Below are 16,789 nucleotides of genomic sequence, written 5' to 3' on the forward strand. Positions count from 1 at the left end.
TAAAAACCAAGTCTTCAAGCAAAGATGATTGTACAAGCGGATTAAAAATCCGCAGTATCACTTCTCGAAATTGCAAATTTCAAGAAGCCTCTGCGCCCTTAGCGAAAACCCTTGCGTCCTTTGCGGAAAAAAAGGTTCACGCTAAGACGCGAAGACGCAAAATCTTTGAAATGCTTTTGTCCTCTTTTGTTAACTTTTGCCACTTTTGTTGTTCAAATAAAAAAGCCACTAAGGCGCTAAGGCACTATGGTTCATTGTGCAAAACTCAGCGCCCCTCGCGAAAACCCTTGCGTCCTTTGCGGTAAAAAAACAAATGAGTTATCGCCACAACATCCTCATTTATCCCCATTTAACCCGCTTTGCGGAACGAGTTCAGCGGTAAAAACCAAGTCTTCAAGCAAAGATGATTGTACAAGCGGATTAAAAATCCGCAGTATCACTTCTCGAAATTGCAAATTTCAAGAAGCCTCTGCGCCCTTAGCGAAAACCCTTGCGTCCTTGGCGGAAAAAATAAATGGTTCACGAAAAGACGCAAAGGAGCAAAGTTCAATTGTGGATAACTGAGCGCCTTTTCTCATTGAGCCATGGAATTAAGGGACTGAAAACAGCATTTTGGCCAGATTGTTCCAAGCAGGATGGAAGGGCATTTTATAAAAAAGGAAAACACCCATCAAGTGCAGAAATAGCACCGTAACGGTAGGCCATAGAGGTAGCTTACGCCTATAATGGGAAATAAGCAAAATGATAAACAAGAAAAATGCAATTCCAAACGTAAAATTCTGCGCAACCGCATTAAACTTCCAACCCAAAGCATCGCAAAGATGGCCGATAAACCGATCCCCAGAGGGACCCAATATGGTCATTGTAGCCGCCAACATAAAAGTTGCATGGGCTTGGGTCTTCCTTCGGAACACAATTCCCAAAACATAATATACAAGTAACCAGATAAAATAAACACTTCCTATAACCACAAAATCAGCCGCTTTTGTCATTGCACTCGCACCATCCGGATAGTATTCAGGTGGGGCTACCAGGTCTCCTCCAAGTACACGCCTATAGCCATATTGCAGCAATAGGTATCCAACAAGCAGAATGAACGGCATTAAAAGATAGCTCAGTCTACCGATAATTTTGTGCCACTTGATTTTATGTAACTTGATAAGCCATGGTTGAATGATGGCAGTAGCCAACCATAACACCATCAAGGCTCCGTGTATGTGGATAATTAAGGGAGCTTTTAATGTCGAATAATAGCTCGGAAAAAAACCAATAAAAGTAATTGGAATCAGTAATAAGAGCACCCAAGAAATATTGGGCAACAACACCACGTCGATAATACCCTGTTTTACCTGTCGTCTGCTCATTTGTATGTTTTCATCTGTTCATATAAGGTGGTCCTGTACCGGTTGTGTTTTCTTATGATTACCCAATCGGTTCAGGCAAGGAAACTCCACCTTTCCACAGAACTTACCGTAAAACAGAACAGGCGCTACGTGAATTTACTATTTTCTTCGACATAAGTTATATTAAGCTGTTGTCAATATTGGTTTTATTTCACAAAATATTTTTTCCATTTTCCCTCCTTCCAAAAAATAAATACTGAACCAAAAAGAAAAATTATTCCTGTTGCAATTCCGACCATGGTGTAAAAAGGCTTTTCAGGAATTCTTACGCTCAATTCGGAAGCAAAAGCTGCATAAAGTCCTAAAACAGAGTAATACATAAACCATAAATGAAACACCCTGTATTCTTCTTTCATGCTTTTTATTAGTAGGGGAATCATACCGGCTATTAGGGTTGAGATTCCTCCGATAGCCAGAATATGAAATATTCCAAAATTACCCGTCAAATTGTAAATACCTAATGCCGAACTACAAACTAAAATCATTGAAAATACATAAATGTAGCCTACTTGTTTATGTCGTTTTGTTCCTTTTGGTTTGAACAAAACATAAGCCCCTGAAATCAAAGCAACTAAAGCCGTGACCAGGTGAAACCATCCAAGCGAAGTGTTTACAAAGTCATACATTATCAAATTCCTTTGATTCTTTTTTGAACTTGCTATACCAAAAAATAATCAGTGGTGTATACAAGAAATAGGTTACTCCACCAATGACTGATGCCCAAATGAATGAAATCTCATTGATCAAAACTGTCGATAAAATTGACAACAAGGGTACGGCAAACATGATGAGTAATCTTTTCTTCTGTGACCTGGTGTAGAATTCTTCGAAGGCATTAAGATGCAAGGCTCCCTTCAGTCTTAAGGCTCTATGATAAAATAGATATAACACAAAATAGAGTGCAAATGCAACAAAGCCATAATAAATCATAAGGAATGGCACTTGGTCACCTTGAATATTTAAAGCTATTTCAGTATTAAAAAAGAAGTTGGTAAGGAACAAAGTCAAAAAACGAAGGGGATAAACGTAAAAAATTACTAAAGCAATAAAAACGGTATTTAAGATAGTCAGTCTTGTGTCATTGAGGGTGTAAATCTCCGAAAAGTCTAAATGTTCATTCCAGATCAAAATGATGAAAGATATACTTATTAAGAATGCCGGAAGTGTCTTGGTGAAAGTTAATAAGTCCTGAAACGAATTTGGGTTTGTCAGATTAAAAATAAGCAAGGTAATCGCTATACCAAAGACTGCATCAGTCAGATTGTCAAGTCTTGATGCAGCTTCTCCCCGATAGTTAATTCTTGGGTCCTGGTGCCTGTTTTTTAAAAGTTCATTTCTCATTGTTGCCTGTCTTTAAGGATTAATGCCAAGGTCAAACAGTAAAAAAATCTTTGCTGACTTTTGGCCAATCTTCTTTTACTTATCCCGCTGGGCAGTACTCTCTTTAAAAATAGTAAATTTAGTTGTATTTGTTTTAGGCAACGACTTAATTCTATGGACCTTATTTGGGGAGTAGTTGGGGTTTTAATCTTTTTTACTACGTATATGCTGTACTTAAAGTCAAGAAGGAATATGGAATTTCTTAAACTTCGTTACCCAAGTCGGCATCCGCCAGACTTTGAAGGGGAGCATGGTTTTTTCAGTCTTCCCTTTTACCTCCATAGACACTGAGATCTGGAAAAAAGGATACTGGCAAAACCTGTTTTCTATGTTGCTATCTATATTTTCTTATAGAAAAGTCGTAGTTCATTTTCAATTGCCACCAAGGCACCAAAATCCATTATGGACAATCTATCGTCCTCGACGAAAAAACTTTGCATACTCTGTAGTCAAAATTGGGGCCGAAAGGCAATATCCCCTTTCATCACGCATTGAAGGAATAGTTCCGTTTTTAATACAGTATCTCAAATCCTTCTATCAGACACCCTGCTACCAGCGGCTTGTAAATCAATATAATTGTATATCAAAGTGGAATACTTCCACTTTTAAAAAAAAATATAGCTATTTCCAGGAATCATAATGAATGCGGATTAAAAAAAATATCAGCGGTTTGAGACATAATTTAAATTACCCTCGTCCTAGGCAAAAACACTTGAGATGATATGAAAAAACTCTTACTATTTTTGGCCGCTCTTTTAATCTTGCATTCATGTGTAGAAAATGAATTCATGTCTATGGAGGCCGGGGAACTTCCAATCGGTGCTTGGACGGTAGAATCCTGGCTGGAAAATGGTTTTATTTTACAGCGAACCAATACTCTTCCTGAAAATACCTATGGCTATGTATTTGAAAAAAACGGAAAAATGATCAGTCGATCAAATTCTGGTTTCTGCGGAACCCCTCCGATTGTTACAGAAGATTTTGGAGGAAAATGGAGTTTGCGAGGAAATGTGTTAAAAGTTGAAATGCGTTTTTGGGGAGGCACTATCTTCGAAGAGTGGGAAATCCTGAATTCAGACGCACAGTCTGTCACCGTAGAACGCTTGAAGTCTGAGTATAAATTTGATAAATAAAGCAGAATTTCTCTAGATTGGAGATTAAAATATTTGCTCAAAGCAAGAAGTTTTCAATATAGATGTTGTGTCGAATCAAGAATACTGATTGGCTTAACCGGCTTGAGGAATTAAAATACAATTGAAACAAGAACTTATATCCATGAAAAAATCTTTGATTTATCTCTTCATCATCTTCAATCTCTTCTCCTGCATAAATTCCGAGGAAGCAATAATTCCAAAAGAATTGGTAGGAAAATGGGAAAAAGACTTCAATGTTGAAGGGGATTCTTGGAAGGTGACTTTTATATTCCATTCCAATGGCAATTATGAAAATTTTTCCACGAGGACCATCCAAACTGAAGCCCTTCAACCTGGAATTATGGGTTATTCCTTAGGAAATTATTCCAAAAGAGAGGGTAGATTGGTATTATCAGACATCAGAAGTTTTTATGCCGAGGATCTTTCAAACCCACCCAGTCAGGCGAGTTTGCTTAAAGAACAGCTCGAATGGATTATACCAGATGAAATTGCTGAATTTTCTTTAGAACAAAACAATACCCTTTTAATGCTCACCTTCTTGGGATGTAATGATGTCTTGATCCCTAGATCCTTGGCTAACTGTTTACCTCCTACCCCAGTGACCTATACCAGAGTCCTTGAATAATTTTTAGATCATAAGGTTCCGGAGTCCTCAACAACCCCTCCCTGAAATCTTGGCGGGTAAAATTAATATCACCAAGGCTTCAGGGCACTATGATTTGTGCGAGTTCCTCTATGCTCCAGACAAAAATCCAGGAGAACTCATCGACTAATAATAAAATGCTTCACTGAATTTGGCCTTAATAAAAAAACAGTCCAATTTTATTCCCGTTAGAAATTAACAGGTAATAAAAGCCACAATTATGAAGCCTCTTGTTATTTTATTGGCCCTCTTTATCCCTTCTTTGAGTTTTGCTTGGCTTCCCGAACAGGATAAACCCTTCCTTTCCAAAGAGTTCAATGCATCAGGGATAGAACAAATTGGCCTTGAGACAGCAGGAATCAGTATCAATCTATCTTCTTGGACGGAGGATAGGGTTTTGGTTGAAGTATTTGCAATGAGGGATAATCAGGCAGTCAGCTCTAATGATGCACAGCTCCTAAAAAAACTGGAAGCTTATGATTTTCAAATTGAGCAAGTAGGAGAAAAAATTGAACTCAAGGTAGATCAGTCCAAAAAATCCGGTATCAAAATGTCCAGAGACAATATTGTGCTTTTGATCAAGATCCAAACACCTCAAGACATTTCTTCCAAAATCCAAAGTACTGGAGGAGCAGTAACTCTGGCTGGTTTGCAGGGGAGGCAACAAATAATCAGTAAAGGGGGAAGCCTACGTGTTATTCAGGGTACGGGTACCATCCAATCAGAAACTCAGGGAGGAAGTATCCTGGTTGATAGTTATAAAGGGGAGCTGAACCTAAGTTCTGCAGGAGGTTCGGTTAGGGTTGAGAAGTTTTCTGGCATTCTGGATATAAATTCAGCGGGGGGAAGCTTGAATTTGTTTGACCTCAGCGGTAAAATCTCGGCTGAGGCAGCTGGTGGGAGCATCAGGGCAAGCTTTCAGGAAAAATTGGAAAGTGTGAATTTGTCTTCAAAAGGAGGCTCCATTGATGCCTTATTGCCCAAAGGCATGGGAATGAATGTATTGTTCAAAGGAAGTATTGTGGTAAACAACCATCCTAATTTTGAAGGAGAAATTAAGAGAAGCCAGGTCAGTGGCAGCATCAATGGAGGCGGTATTCCGATAGTTTTCGAAACCTCCGGCGCCAATGTCAGGGTGGATTACCGTTAAACCTGAAAATCCTTAGTAAGGAGCAGAAAAATTTCCCGCCGCGATCGTTGCGTCTTCTTTGCGCCCGCTGCGTGGAACTAAGCCTCTTACATAATTCGGGTTTAAGACTCCCAAACCTTCCCAAAAAATCTCTGACAGTTTTTATAAGCCAATTTTTCCAATTGATCTGTACTTAGGTGTTCAGCAAGTTTTTCCAAAATGGAAGGATATTTGGATGCATCCTCCACAATCGGAAAGTAAAAAGGATGCCTTGAGGGATCCGGAAAATCCTTGGTGTAGAAGAAATCGGCCCCAAAGCACATTTGTTCTTCCGCCCCGATTTCAAAGCCATAAAGGATATGGTCATAGACCCTTTCTGGATTTTCTGTATCCAAAAATGCCCTTAGGAAATTGATGCCGATAATGCCGCCTCTGTAGATGATTTCCTTGGCAAACTCATCGCTAAGGTTTCTCTTGTGGTTCCATTTGCTTCGGAAATTGGAATGGCTGGCAATTACCGGAATGACCAGTTTTTGGGTATCAATGTGTTTTAGTATTCCTTCAGCCAATAAGTCAGAAGTATGGGAAAGGTCAATGGCGATTCTTTTCCCTGAGATATAATCCAAAACCCTTTTTCCATCCTCCTTTAGACCAATGCCTTCTGTATAATTCCCCCCGCCAAACCTGTTTTCGGTATGGTGGGTCAGACTGATATAAGCAATCCTCCCTGTCATTTGGATCAATTTATCGAGTTGCTCATAGGCTTTTTGTATAGGCGCTTTTTCATCTGCAAGCCCGGCCGCATTTTCAATTGCTGCCACCATACCAATCTTGGAATTCAGGTCCATAGATCTGAGGAATGCTGCATCGGCCTGCACCAGTTCATGAGAATGGGTGAGCAACATTTCCCTATACTTGAATGCCTCTCTCACTGCTAATTCCATACTACCTGCCTTGACATCTGTATAGATGGCACAGACCTGCATTTTGACATGTCCTTTTTGGAGCAAAGGAATGGCACAGGCTATATCTTCCGGATTTTCTGGAGAGGCATTGGGCGTTTTTGCCAGGTAAGAAAGGATATCACAATGCGTATCGATGATGGGAAATGCCATGACTTTGGATTTGAATTCCCAAAGAAACCAAAAAAATGAGAGTTTTTTGATAATTTTAGCTCTGAAACCGAATCCAATCTATATTCCAAATTCTTATGCCGATAGCCAGACCCATCAACTTCAAAAAATGGATAGATGAAAACCGTCACTTGCTTAAGCCACCGATTGGCAACCAGGTCATGTACAAAGGCAATGATGATTTTATTGTTATGGTGGTGGGTGGCCCCAATTCCCGAAAAGACTTTCACTATAACGAAGGGGAGGAATTTTTTTACCAGGTGGAAGGCGATATTGTACTTAAGATAGTGGAAGATGGGGAAGTAAAAGACATTGAGATCAAAGAAGGCGATATGTTTTTGTTACCTGCCAGGACGCCACATTCTCCGAGAAGACCCGCCAATACTATTGGCCTGGTGATGGAGCGCTACCGCCGGGCAGGAGAGAAGGATGGTTTTATTTGGCATTGTGAAAATTGCGGCAACAAGTTGTATGAAGAATTCCATGAGATCACCGATATCGTAAACCAATTGCCTCCGATCATGGAGCGCTTTTGGAAAAATCCGGAAAACACTAAGTGTAAGAAATGTGGCACTGTGATGAAAAAGTGAAAAAAGAGGCCAGGTGCGAAAATTTTAAGGATAGAGGGTTAGTGAGCGGTAAAAACTGAAATATGCTTTTGCAATATATTTAGATATACTCCGGTCTTCAAAACCCAGTCGTACCAAAACCACATCAAAAATGGGCAAGCTATGTTTTTTATGATTCTATGTGGTCCAAAACCAAATTGAAGGTTTATTGTCATTTTTTATTTACCGCATAGCCACATAGCACACATTATTAAAACCCGCTGTTCGGGATTTGCAATCCCGAACCCGGATAACAAGGATTTTAATCCTTTTAATCCCTACAACCAGGCCCTGAACCAAATATCCAAAAGGGGTTATTTCTTAACACCTGCATGGCAGTCAGACAGGCTCAGTCTCCTTAATAAAATTCTTTAAACCCTAAACATCTTATTGGTTCAAAATATCCTACATCCTAAATCAAAATCCAAATCCACTTTCCAAATCCCCGCTTCAAATCGGTCCTTCAGACCTCTGATTTTCCTGAACATTTTATTTACCCAGGGTTTTACCCCGGGCTATTACAGGGCGGCCCTTCAGGCCTTTGGCCATATTTTTCTATTCCCCACATCCGCCTTCCGAAATCTTCCTTCTTAAGGAAACGCCGCTGTTCGGGATTTGCAATCCCGAACCTGGATAACAAGGATTTTAATCCTTTTAATCCCTACAACCAGGCCCTGAACCAAATATCCAAAAGGGGTTATTTCTTAACACCTGCATGGCAGTCAGACAGGCTCAGTCTCCTTAATAAAATTCTTTAAACCCTAAACATCTTATTGGTTCAAAATATCCTACATCCTAAATCAAAATCCAAATCCACTTTCCAAATCCCCGCTTCAAATCGGTCCTTCAGACCTCTGATTTTCCTGAACATTTTATTTACCCAGGGTTTTACCCCGGGCTATTACAGGGCGGCCCTTCAGGCCTTTGGCCATATTTTTCTATTCCCCACATCCGCCTTCCGAAATCTTCCTTCTTAAGGAAACCCCGCTGTTCGGGATTTGCAATCCCGAACCCGGATAACAAGGATTTTAATCCTTTTAATCCCTACAACCAGGCCCTGAACTTCTTAATGGTTCAAAAGCCCTCCTTCAAACTTCCGAAATCCTCCTTCTCACCTCGTACCATTCACTTCCAACCTCCCTCTTTCTTTACCCTTTTGCAGGATAAGGCTTTTAGGTTTGCGGTCCAGATAAAAATTGACAATATTCTGCTGCCCCCGCTGTTCGGGATTTGCAATCCCGAACCCGGATAACAAGGATTTTAATCCTTTTAATCCCTACAACCAGGCCCTGAACTTCTTAATGGTTCAAAAGCCCTCCTTCCAACTTCCGAAATCCGCCTTCTCACCTCGTACCATTCACTTCCAACCTCCCTCTTTCCTTACCCTTTTGCAGGATAAGGCTTTTAGGTTTGCGGTCCAGATAAAAATTGACAATATTCTGCTGCCCCTCAAAATGCTGCAGTAAAACAGCATTGTACACATCCACGGTTTTGGGTAGGGGAACCTTTTCAGCCTCCATATAAAACCAGGCAGCCTCTTCTTCGATCTCAAATCCCAGGTATTTCAGTTTTACCGGTTGACCATTGACCCGTATTTCATTCTTTTCCAAAAGGTAAACCTGGACCATTTCCTCCAGTTTTTTTTTGTCTGAAGGGTTGAGAAAATCAACCTTGGTTTTATGGATTTCACCAAGAGCTACTTCCAGGTCATCCCAGAAAATTTTCTGGGCTATTTCCAAACTTTTGCCATTGGGATTGTACCTGATTTCGGTCAAGCTGATATAGAAGGGGTGAAAAAACACCTTCCATCCCAAAAAGATCATGAAAATGTAATTCAATTGCATGGGTATACGGGTAATTTGTTTTCTTTGCAAATTAGACATTAAATGGACAAGCCTGAAAATTAATCGGGATTAAATAGATTAGAACAGCAGATGGGACAGTTTCAACTGTATTTTCAATTGGGTATCCAGCACATTTTGGATCTGGATGGTTTTGATCATATTCTTTTTGTGGTGGCACTCTGTGCCATTTACATTTTAAGAGATTGGAAAAAAATCATTATTCTGGTCACTGCCTTTACAGTAGGCCATTCCCTAACTTTGGCACTAGCTACCCTAAACCTTGTCAAAGTAGACACCAACCTGGTGGAATTCCTGATTCCGGTCACCATCGGTATCACAGCACTGAGCAATATTCTCAAACCCAAACCCAGTACTGGTAAAAGTCTACAGATCAATTATTTATTCGCCCTTTTCTTTGGACTGATTCATGGCTTGGGATTTTCCAATTACCTGAGATCCCTTTTGGGAAAAGAAAGCTCGCTATTTGAGCCACTTTTAGCCTTCAATTTAGGGCTGGAAGTGGGACAACTTGTAATTGTAGCCATTTTCATGACCTTGGCAGGAATCCTTAATGGGATTGTTGGGGTAAACAGAAGAGATTGGGCACTTGTAATTTCATCTATTGTGATGGGCATGTCCATCATGATGATGCTTGACACGAAATTTTGGTAAAGAAATCACTTAACTATCCATAAAAGTACTTCCGCGTACTATTTGAATCGCTTATGAAAAAACTATTGACCCTAAGTTTCCTAATTGGAACCATACTGCTCAGTTTACCGGCAGAAGCGCAATGGTCTGAGCAGAACCATGCCGAGCGTTTTGAGCAGTTGGGACCAATGCTTCGCTCTCCCAATGTGTACAGAACCGCATCCGGTGCTCCAGGTCACATGTACTGGCAGCAAAAGGCCGACCATGAGATTGAGGTAGAACTGAACGATGACAACCAATCCATCAAGGGTTGGCAAAAAATCACCTATTACAACAACTCACCAGATCCTTTGAAATACCTTTGGATCCAGTTGGACCAAAATGAAAGGGCCAAAGATTCCAATACCCCAAAAATTGCGGAAAGCAAAATCAATCCCAGAATGAATCTTCGCCAGATTGAATCCATACTTTGGCATGATCAGGATCTTGGCTATAAAATTCATTCTGTAAAAGACATGTCAGGCAAGGATATACCTGTGACCATTGTAAAAACCATGATGCGCGTGGACTTGCCTCAGCCTTTAATGCCCGGACAGCAAACTGAATTTACCGTGGACTGGAGCTTCAATATTCATGATAGGATGAGTTTCATTGGTGGAAGACCAGGTTATGAATATTTCCCCAAAGACGGAAATTATCTTTATACCATGGCAGAGTGGTTTCCAAGAATGGCTGTTTACTCTGATTTTGAAGGTTGGCAACACAAGCAGTTTGTAGGAAGAGGGGAATTTGCACTGACTTTTGGGGACTATAAGGTAAAAATCACAGTTCCTGCTGACCACATGGTCGGCGCAACAGGTGTTTTGCAAAACCCCCAAGAAGTATTGAACTCCACTGAACTTCAGCGCTGGGAACAGGCCAAAAAGACTTATGATAAGCCTGTGATAATCCGTACCCAAGCTGAGGCTGAAAGGCTGGAAAAACAAAAATCCAAAGACAAAAAGACCTGGATCTTCCATGCAGAAAATGTGAGAGACTTTGCCTGGACTTCCTCCAGGAAATTTATTTGGGATGCCATGGCAGTAAAGCAGGGCGGAAAAGATGTGATGGCCATGTCGTACTATGCCAAAGAAGGTAACCCGCTTTGGGAACAATATTCCACCAGAGTGGTTGCACATACACTTAAATCTTATTCTGCAAGGACATTTGATTATCCTTATCCAGTAGCCATTTCAGTAGAGGCCAGCAATGGGATGGAATATCCTATGATCTGCTTCAACTACGGCAGACCGGATGAGGACGGAACATATTCTGATGCCATCAAATACGGCATGATCTCGGTCATTATTCACGAAGTGGGACACAATTATTTCCCGATGATCGTCAACTCAGACGAACGTCAATGGTCTTGGATGGATGAAGGGCTGAACACCTTCCTTCAGTACCTAGCAGAGCAGGAGTGGGATAGAAATTATCCTTCAAGAAGAGGGCCTGCTCACAAAATCGCACCCTACATGGCAAGTGAAAGACACTTACTTGAGCCTATCATGACCAACTCTGAAAATATCATCCAGTTTGGTCCTAATGCTTATGCCAAGCCAGCCACTGCCCTGAATATTCTCCGGGAAACAATCATGGGAAGAGAGCTATTCGATTATGCTTTCAAAGAGTATTCCGAAAGATGGATGTTCAAACACCCTACTCCTGAAGATTTTTTCCGAACCATGGAAGATGCTTCCGGAATTGACCTTGATTGGTTCTGGAGAGGTTGGTTCTTTGGAGCTGACCCGGTGGATATTTCCCTGGAAGAAGTGAAATGGTATAAAATGGATAACCGCACTCCAGCTGAGAAAAAAGCAGATCAAAAAAAAGAAGCAGAAAAGGAAGCATACCATATTTCTATGGATTACAACAAAAAAGATATTCCTCAGACAGTGGTAGAAGCTGATCCTGCAACACGTGATTTCTACAATTCCTATAATCCTTTCTCAGTAACACCTGAAGATGAACAGGCTTACAAAAACTTCATGGCTTCTCTTTCTCCAAAAGAAAAAGAGCTTTTAAACAGTGGATTGAATTTCTATGAAATGCGATTCAGAAATGTCGGTGGATTGGTTATGCCTTTGATCATTCAGTTCAATTACAAGGATGGAACTTCCGAGGTAGAAAGAATTCCTGCCGAAATTTGGAGACTGAACGAATGGGAAGTGACAAAGGTCTTTGCCAAGAAGAAAGAAGTGGCCAGCATCGTATTAGATCCTTTAAGAGAGACTGCAGACATCGATGAAGCCAATAACTATTGGCCAAGACAATTTGTACCGAGTAGGTTTGAGCTTTTCAAAGGTGCAGGAGGTGTTCGCGGAGCTTCAGCAGGAGACAATCCGATGAAGAGGGCTAGAAGGAATAGATAGGATTGAGATCTTTGTACCAAGTACCGAGTACAATGTACCAAGCGACCAGTCCTGCAATAATTGAAATGAGATTTTGAGGAAAAATTTAGCATCTATCACGAAATACCTGAAAGACCATAATTTTTCCTCAAAGTAAAAAATAAATTGGGACTGAAAGTTCCAAAATACCCAAGGATGGATAAATCCATCCGCTAAGGCTTAAAAAGGCATTTAAAAACCCCGGGGAATAAATTCCTTCGGGGTTTTTTGTTGATTCCAACCAATAATTTCAAAAGAATTGCCCAAATAAAGCGCCTGTTTATTAAATTGATCAGTTTTCAAAAACCACCAGCAATCATGAAAAAATTCCTAAGTATTTTCCTCGTCCTCATCGGATTTCAGGTAATAGCACAAGACCTTTTTGACGCCTCCAATCCAATCAAATACCGAAATATTGGACCTTTTAGAGGAGGACGATCTGTGGCAGTGAGTGGCGTATTGGGTGATCCTTTGACTTATTACATGGGCACCACGGGAGGAGGAGTTTGGAAAACTATAGATGCCGGACAAAAATGGGAAAACATTTCAGACGGATATTTTACAACGGGCTCAGTAGGTGCAATCGCAGTATCAGAAAGCCATCCAAGAATCGTATTCGTAGGTATGGGTGAGCATGCACCAAGGGGCGTAATGACTTCTTATGGAGATGGTGTATATAAATCTACCGATGCAGGAAAGACCTGGAAAAAGATGGGCCTGGAAAAAACCCAACACATCTCCCGAATCATCATCCACCCCGAAAACCCGGATATTGTCTTTGTGGCAGCCCAAGGTGCCTTGCATGGACCAAATCCTGAAAGGGGAGTTTACAAATCCACAAATGGGGGTGAAACCTGGGAGCGAGTACTTTTTGTGAACAATCTTACCGGGGCAGTAGAGCTTTCCATGGATATGAATTTTCCGGATGTACTTTACGCAGCAATGTGGGAACATCAACGCCTACCTTGGAAAGTCATTTCCGGTGGTGATGGAAGCGGTCTTTACAAATCCACAGATGGAGGAAAAACATGGAAAAAAATGGAAAAGGGCTTACCCAAGGAAATGGGCAAAATGGCCATAGCCGTTTCCCGGGCCAATGCCGACAAAGTATATGCTTTGATCGAAAGTGACTCCGAAAAAGGTTTGGGGGGACTTTTTGTATCTGAAAATGGTGGGGATAGCTGGAGCAAAGTCAGCGGAGACAACCGTCTTGTTCAGCGTGCCTGGTACTATATAGAAGTATTCCCGGATCCGAATGCAGAAAACACAGTCTATGTTCTGAGTGCTCCTGCCCTTCGTTCTATCGATGGAGGAAAAAACTGGGAAGTTTTAGCCAATGCCCATGGAGATTACCATGACATGTGGATCAACCCACATAATTCCAAAAATCTCGTGATAGCAGATGATGGGGGAGCAGCAATCAGTTTTGATTTTGCACAAAACTGGTCCAGGCAGGACAATATGCCTACCGCCCAGTTTTACCGGATCAATACAGACAACCAGTTTCCATATCGTATTTATGGAGGTCAGCAGGACAATACTTCCGTGGTAATCAATAGCCTTGCTTTGGGCAGGGGAGGAATCTCCCAAGAACACTGGAATTATTCAGCAGGAGGGGAGTCTGCCTTTTTGGCCTTTGATCCTGACAATCCAAGGTATGTTCTGGGCGGGAGTTATCTCGGCACCATTGAAGTATTGGACAGCAAATCACAGGCTTCCACCAATATCATGATTGAGCCCATCCAATACCTGGGCAGGGAAACCAGTGACATGAAGTACCGATTCAACTGGAATGCACCCATTATCTGGTCCCAGCATGAACCGGGCACTTTCTATCATGCCGCTCAATTTGTACTCAGGACAAGGGACAGGGGCAATTCTTGGGAAGTAGTATCACCAGACCTGACCAAAAACGAAAAAGAAAAGCAAGGAAAAGGTGGTGGGCCCTACACCAATGAAGCTGTGGGTGCAGAAAATTATGGCACCATCTCTTATTTGATCGAATCACCTCATGAAAAAGGAGTATTCTGGGCAGGAAGTGATGATGGTCTGGTGCACCTAACCCGGGATAGCGGGACTACCTGGATCAATGTCACTCCAAAAGGCTTACCTGAGACTTTGGTCAATGCTATTGATGTTTCTCCACATCACCCAGGTACAGCCTATATTGCCACTACAAGATATAAATTCAATGACTATACACCGGCCATTTACAAAACTTCAGATTACGGAAAGACATGGACCAATATCAGCAGGGGAATTCCCTACGGAGCCTTTACAAGGGTAGTGCGGGAAGACACCCAAGTAAAGGGGTTGCTTTTTGCTGGAACAGAAACGGGTATTTACATTTCCCGAAATGACGGAGCCAATTGGGAGCCATTCCAATTGAACCTGCCAATTACGCCTATAACTGACCTAAAAATCGCCCATAATGATCTGGTTGTAGCCACCTCAGGAAGGTCTTACTGGATTTTGGATGATCTGAATGTAGTACGGGAATTGAAAAAAAATGTGGACAAACCCACCCTCTACACGCCAGATGATGCCTTTATTGGTCATTGGTATTCTGCCATGAACAGTAATTCGGCCAGTGGAACAAATGAACTTGAAGGTGTCAATCCTGCCAACGGTGTGGTCATTTATTACCAGCTTCCAGAAAATATTACAGAGGACCTGACTCTTGAACTTGAAATCAAAGACAAGAATGGGTTAAGCGTAAGAAAGTTCAGTAGCAAAGTGGATCCCAGTTTCATAAGCTATGACGGAGGTCCTTCACCTGATCCTAGATTAACAGTAAAAAAAGGACTGAACAGGTTCGTCTGGGACATGCGCTTCCCTACATTACCGGGTATTCCAATGGCCTTTATTGAAGGAAGCTACCGGGGCCATAAAGTGGCTCCAGGTACTTACAGCTTACATTTAAAATCTAGCCTAGGTGAATCTTCCACTTCTGCAAAAGTATTGAATAATCCATTGTTTGAAATCAGTGATGAGCAATATGAAGAATACCACGCTTTTATGATGCAGATGGAATCAGAATTGGCTGATATGCACCAAATGGTCAATACTTTGATGGATTATCAAAACCAGTTGAAGGCATTTTTGCAAAGGATCAAAACAATTGAAAATAGAAAAGCCCTCTACGATGAAGGCAGCAAATTGCTCGAATCTATGCAATCCTGGGATGAAGATATGGTTCAGCGCAAATCAAAAGCCTATGATGATGTGGAAAACTTCCCAAATAAATTTACAGCCAATTACCTTTACCTGATCAATCAGACCGAAAGCCAGATTCCAAGGGTCAACCAAGGTTCCAGAAAACGACATGCAGAGCTTTTTTCGCAGTGGGCCGAACTGAAAGCTCAGGGAACAAATTTGATGGACAATGCGATTCCTGCTTACAACAAAATGCTACAGGAAGCAGGAATCGGGGTTTTATTTGTCAAGTAAGATAAGAGGAGGCTGTCTTATAAATTGATCTTCAGATTTGTTACCCAAACAAAATTCTGTTTAAGAGTCAATCCCTTTGTGACTTAGTGGCTTGGTGGCTAAAAATGCCACTAAGTCTCTAAGACACATAGTTTAACCGATTATAAACCAAATAAAATTTTGGCAATATTTTAAAGCATTGACTTATGAGAGAACCTCTTCTTCAATTAAAGCCTGTTTCTTTATAGGCATTCTATTGGGACTATCTCTACAATCAGAAACAGGGAATTCATAATTTTGCAGCATGTCATCACATCACTTTGTCAAAGAACAACAGGAACCTGCTTTGGTCATCTTAAATACCAAAGGGATTCACTTTGATTTGATTGCCCCACTTTTGGAATGGGTTCCCACGGTAATGGTGGCCCAGGAGGAAGTGTACACTGTGATTTCCTGGGGCATCAAAATAGATATAATCCTGGCAGACCTGGAATTTCAGAAATCCCATTATAAGTTACTGGAAGAACAGTATCCGGTCAGGTTTCTGGGTGTTCAAAACGGGAAATTTCTGGAAGAAGCCTTGCAATACCTTATCGCCTCTAAGCATGGTGCAGCCAATATCATTGGGTATGAGCACCAAAAAGTCTTTCAGTTGGAATCCATGTTGGAATTCCTGGACCTGGTCATTTGGGATGGACCAGCAAGGTATTTTCCTGTTAAAAATGGGGGGTTTAAAAAATGGTTTACCGCATGTGATATACAGCTTCACGCAGCAGCAGGAAGCCTGATAGAGGTCAAAAATGCAGAGGGAGTCCAGATTTTGGAAATCCGCCCCACCACCATGATTGCACTTCCAGAAGGGATAAATGAGTTCAATGCAAAAAGTGTTTTTTGGATCGGAGAGATTTTTCATTGAGAGGGGAACGCTTTGATTTATCAACCAAATCAAAAAAGAAACAACGGTCCAAAAAACCATTCATACTTGA

13 protein-coding genes are annotated in these 16,789 nt (G+C 41.2%); 8 read left to right on the forward strand and 5 right to left on the reverse strand.

The features are described 5' to 3' along the window. Window positions 1-590 precede the first annotated feature (590 nt). From CLV48_RS20090 to CLV48_RS20100, 3 genes are all read right to left on the reverse strand, one after another. Window positions 591-1,364, reverse strand: a complete 774-nt coding sequence (locus CLV48_RS20090; protein WP_106569092.1) for a hypothetical protein — start codon at window positions 1,362-1,364, stop codon at window positions 591-593. Between the two features lie 185 nt (window positions 1,365-1,549). Further along, on the reverse strand, window positions 1,550-2,029 hold the full coding sequence (locus CLV48_RS20095) for a DUF2306 domain-containing protein (protein ID WP_106569093.1): 480 nt from the start codon (window positions 2,027-2,029) through the stop codon (window positions 1,550-1,552). Continuing rightward, window positions 2,022-2,744: a TMEM175 family protein gene (locus CLV48_RS20100; RefSeq protein WP_106569094.1), complete on the reverse strand. Its 723-nt coding sequence runs from the start codon at window positions 2,742-2,744 to the stop codon at window positions 2,022-2,024. The genes CLV48_RS20095 and CLV48_RS20100 overlap by 8 nt, the downstream gene beginning before the upstream one ends. A 761-nt stretch (window positions 2,745-3,505) precedes the next feature. Between CLV48_RS20100 and CLV48_RS20105 the strand changes: the two genes are divergently transcribed. From CLV48_RS20105 to CLV48_RS20115, 3 genes are all read left to right on the forward strand, one after another. Further along, on the forward strand, window positions 3,506-3,916 hold the full coding sequence (locus tag CLV48_RS20105) for a hypothetical protein (protein WP_106569095.1): 411 nt from the start codon (window positions 3,506-3,508) through the stop codon (window positions 3,914-3,916). A 142-nt stretch (window positions 3,917-4,058) separates the two neighbouring features. Next, a complete protein-coding gene (locus CLV48_RS20110; RefSeq protein WP_106569096.1) occupies window positions 4,059-4,562 on the forward strand; it encodes a hypothetical protein in 504 nt (167 codons plus the stop codon). A 238-nt stretch (window positions 4,563-4,800) separates the two neighbouring features. After that, window positions 4,801-5,730 carry a DUF4097 family beta strand repeat-containing protein gene (locus CLV48_RS20115; protein WP_106569097.1) on the forward strand — a complete coding sequence of 310 codons (930 nt, stop codon included), beginning with the start codon at window positions 4,801-4,803 and terminating at the stop codon, window positions 5,728-5,730. A 101-nt stretch (window positions 5,731-5,831) separates the two neighbouring features. Here the strand turns inward: CLV48_RS20115 and CLV48_RS20120 are convergent, their stop codons facing one another. Further along, entirely contained in the window at window positions 5,832-6,824 is a 993-nt protein-coding gene (locus tag CLV48_RS20120) for a dipeptidase (RefSeq protein ID WP_106569098.1), read from the reverse strand. Between the two features lie 95 nt (window positions 6,825-6,919). On the opposite strand from CLV48_RS20120, the gene CLV48_RS20125 reads away from it, so the two are divergent. Next, a complete protein-coding gene (locus CLV48_RS20125) occupies window positions 6,920-7,432 on the forward strand; it encodes a 3-hydroxyanthranilate 3,4-dioxygenase (protein ID WP_106569099.1) in 513 nt (170 codons plus the stop codon). A gap of 1,361 nt (window positions 7,433-8,793) precedes the next feature. Here the strand turns inward: CLV48_RS20125 and CLV48_RS20140 are convergent. Next, complete coding sequence (locus tag CLV48_RS20140) at window positions 8,794-9,294, reverse strand: DUF6702 family protein (RefSeq protein WP_106569101.1); 501 nt, start codon at window positions 9,292-9,294, stop codon at window positions 8,794-8,796. Window positions 9,295-9,384: 90 nt separating this feature from the next. Between CLV48_RS20140 and CLV48_RS20145 the strand changes: the two genes are divergently transcribed. The 4 genes from CLV48_RS20145 (at window position 9,385) to CLV48_RS20160 (ending at window position 16,719) form a co-directional block, all read left to right on the forward strand. Then, window positions 9,385-9,966, forward strand: coding sequence for a HupE/UreJ family protein (locus tag CLV48_RS20145; protein WP_106569102.1), 582 nt, complete (start codon window positions 9,385-9,387; stop codon window positions 9,964-9,966). A 53-nt stretch (window positions 9,967-10,019) separates the two neighbouring features. Further along, window positions 10,020-12,356: a M1 family metallopeptidase gene (locus CLV48_RS20150; RefSeq protein ID WP_106569103.1), complete on the forward strand. Its 2,337-nt coding sequence runs from the start codon at window positions 10,020-10,022 to the stop codon at window positions 12,354-12,356. 336 nt (window positions 12,357-12,692) lie between these two features. Beyond that, complete coding sequence (locus CLV48_RS20155; protein ID WP_106569116.1) at window positions 12,693-15,824, forward strand: beta propeller repeat protein; 3,132 nt, start codon at window positions 12,693-12,695, stop codon at window positions 15,822-15,824. A gap of 283 nt (window positions 15,825-16,107) precedes the next feature. After that, window positions 16,108-16,719, forward strand: coding sequence for a thiamine pyrophosphokinase (locus tag CLV48_RS20160; protein WP_106569104.1), 612 nt, complete (start codon window positions 16,108-16,110; stop codon window positions 16,717-16,719). The last annotated feature ends 70 nt before the right edge of the window (window positions 16,720-16,789 follow it).

It is taken from the genome of Cecembia rubra (assembly GCF_003014575.1).
GTDB lineage: Bacteria > Bacteroidota > Bacteroidia > Cytophagales > Cyclobacteriaceae > Cecembia_A > Cecembia_A rubra.

Bases quoted from the DNA above. Each gene is read 5' to 3' on its own strand.
- CLV48_RS20090 (WP_106569092.1), bottom strand. From the start codon at position 1,364: ATGAGCAGACGACAGGTAAAACAGGGTATTATCGACGTGGTGTTGTTG.
- CLV48_RS20095 (WP_106569093.1), bottom strand. From the start codon at position 2,029: ATGTATGACTTTGTAAACACTTCGCTTGGATGGTTTCACCTGGTCACG.
- CLV48_RS20100 (WP_106569094.1), bottom strand. From the start codon at position 2,744: ATGAGAAATGAACTTTTAAAAAACAGGCACCAGGACCCAAGAATTAAC.
- CLV48_RS20105 (WP_106569095.1), top strand. From the start codon at position 3,506: ATGAAAAAACTCTTACTATTTTTGGCCGCTCTTTTAATCTTGCATTCA.
- CLV48_RS20110 (WP_106569096.1), top strand. From the start codon at position 4,059: ATGAAAAAATCTTTGATTTATCTCTTCATCATCTTCAATCTCTTCTCC.
- CLV48_RS20115 (WP_106569097.1), top strand. From the start codon at position 4,801: ATGAAGCCTCTTGTTATTTTATTGGCCCTCTTTATCCCTTCTTTGAGT.
- CLV48_RS20120 (WP_106569098.1), bottom strand. From the start codon at position 6,824: ATGGCATTTCCCATCATCGATACGCATTGTGATATCCTTTCTTACCTG.
- CLV48_RS20125 (WP_106569099.1), top strand. From the start codon at position 6,920: ATGCCGATAGCCAGACCCATCAACTTCAAAAAATGGATAGATGAAAAC.
- CLV48_RS20140 (WP_106569101.1), bottom strand. From the start codon at position 9,294: ATGCAATTGAATTACATTTTCATGATCTTTTTGGGATGGAAGGTGTTT.
- CLV48_RS20145 (WP_106569102.1), top strand. From the start codon at position 9,385: ATGGGACAGTTTCAACTGTATTTTCAATTGGGTATCCAGCACATTTTG.
- CLV48_RS20150 (WP_106569103.1), top strand. From the start codon at position 10,020: ATGAAAAAACTATTGACCCTAAGTTTCCTAATTGGAACCATACTGCTC.
- CLV48_RS20155 (WP_106569116.1), top strand. From the start codon at position 12,693: ATGAAAAAATTCCTAAGTATTTTCCTCGTCCTCATCGGATTTCAGGTA.
- CLV48_RS20160 (WP_106569104.1), top strand. From the start codon at position 16,108: ATGTCATCACATCACTTTGTCAAAGAACAACAGGAACCTGCTTTGGTC.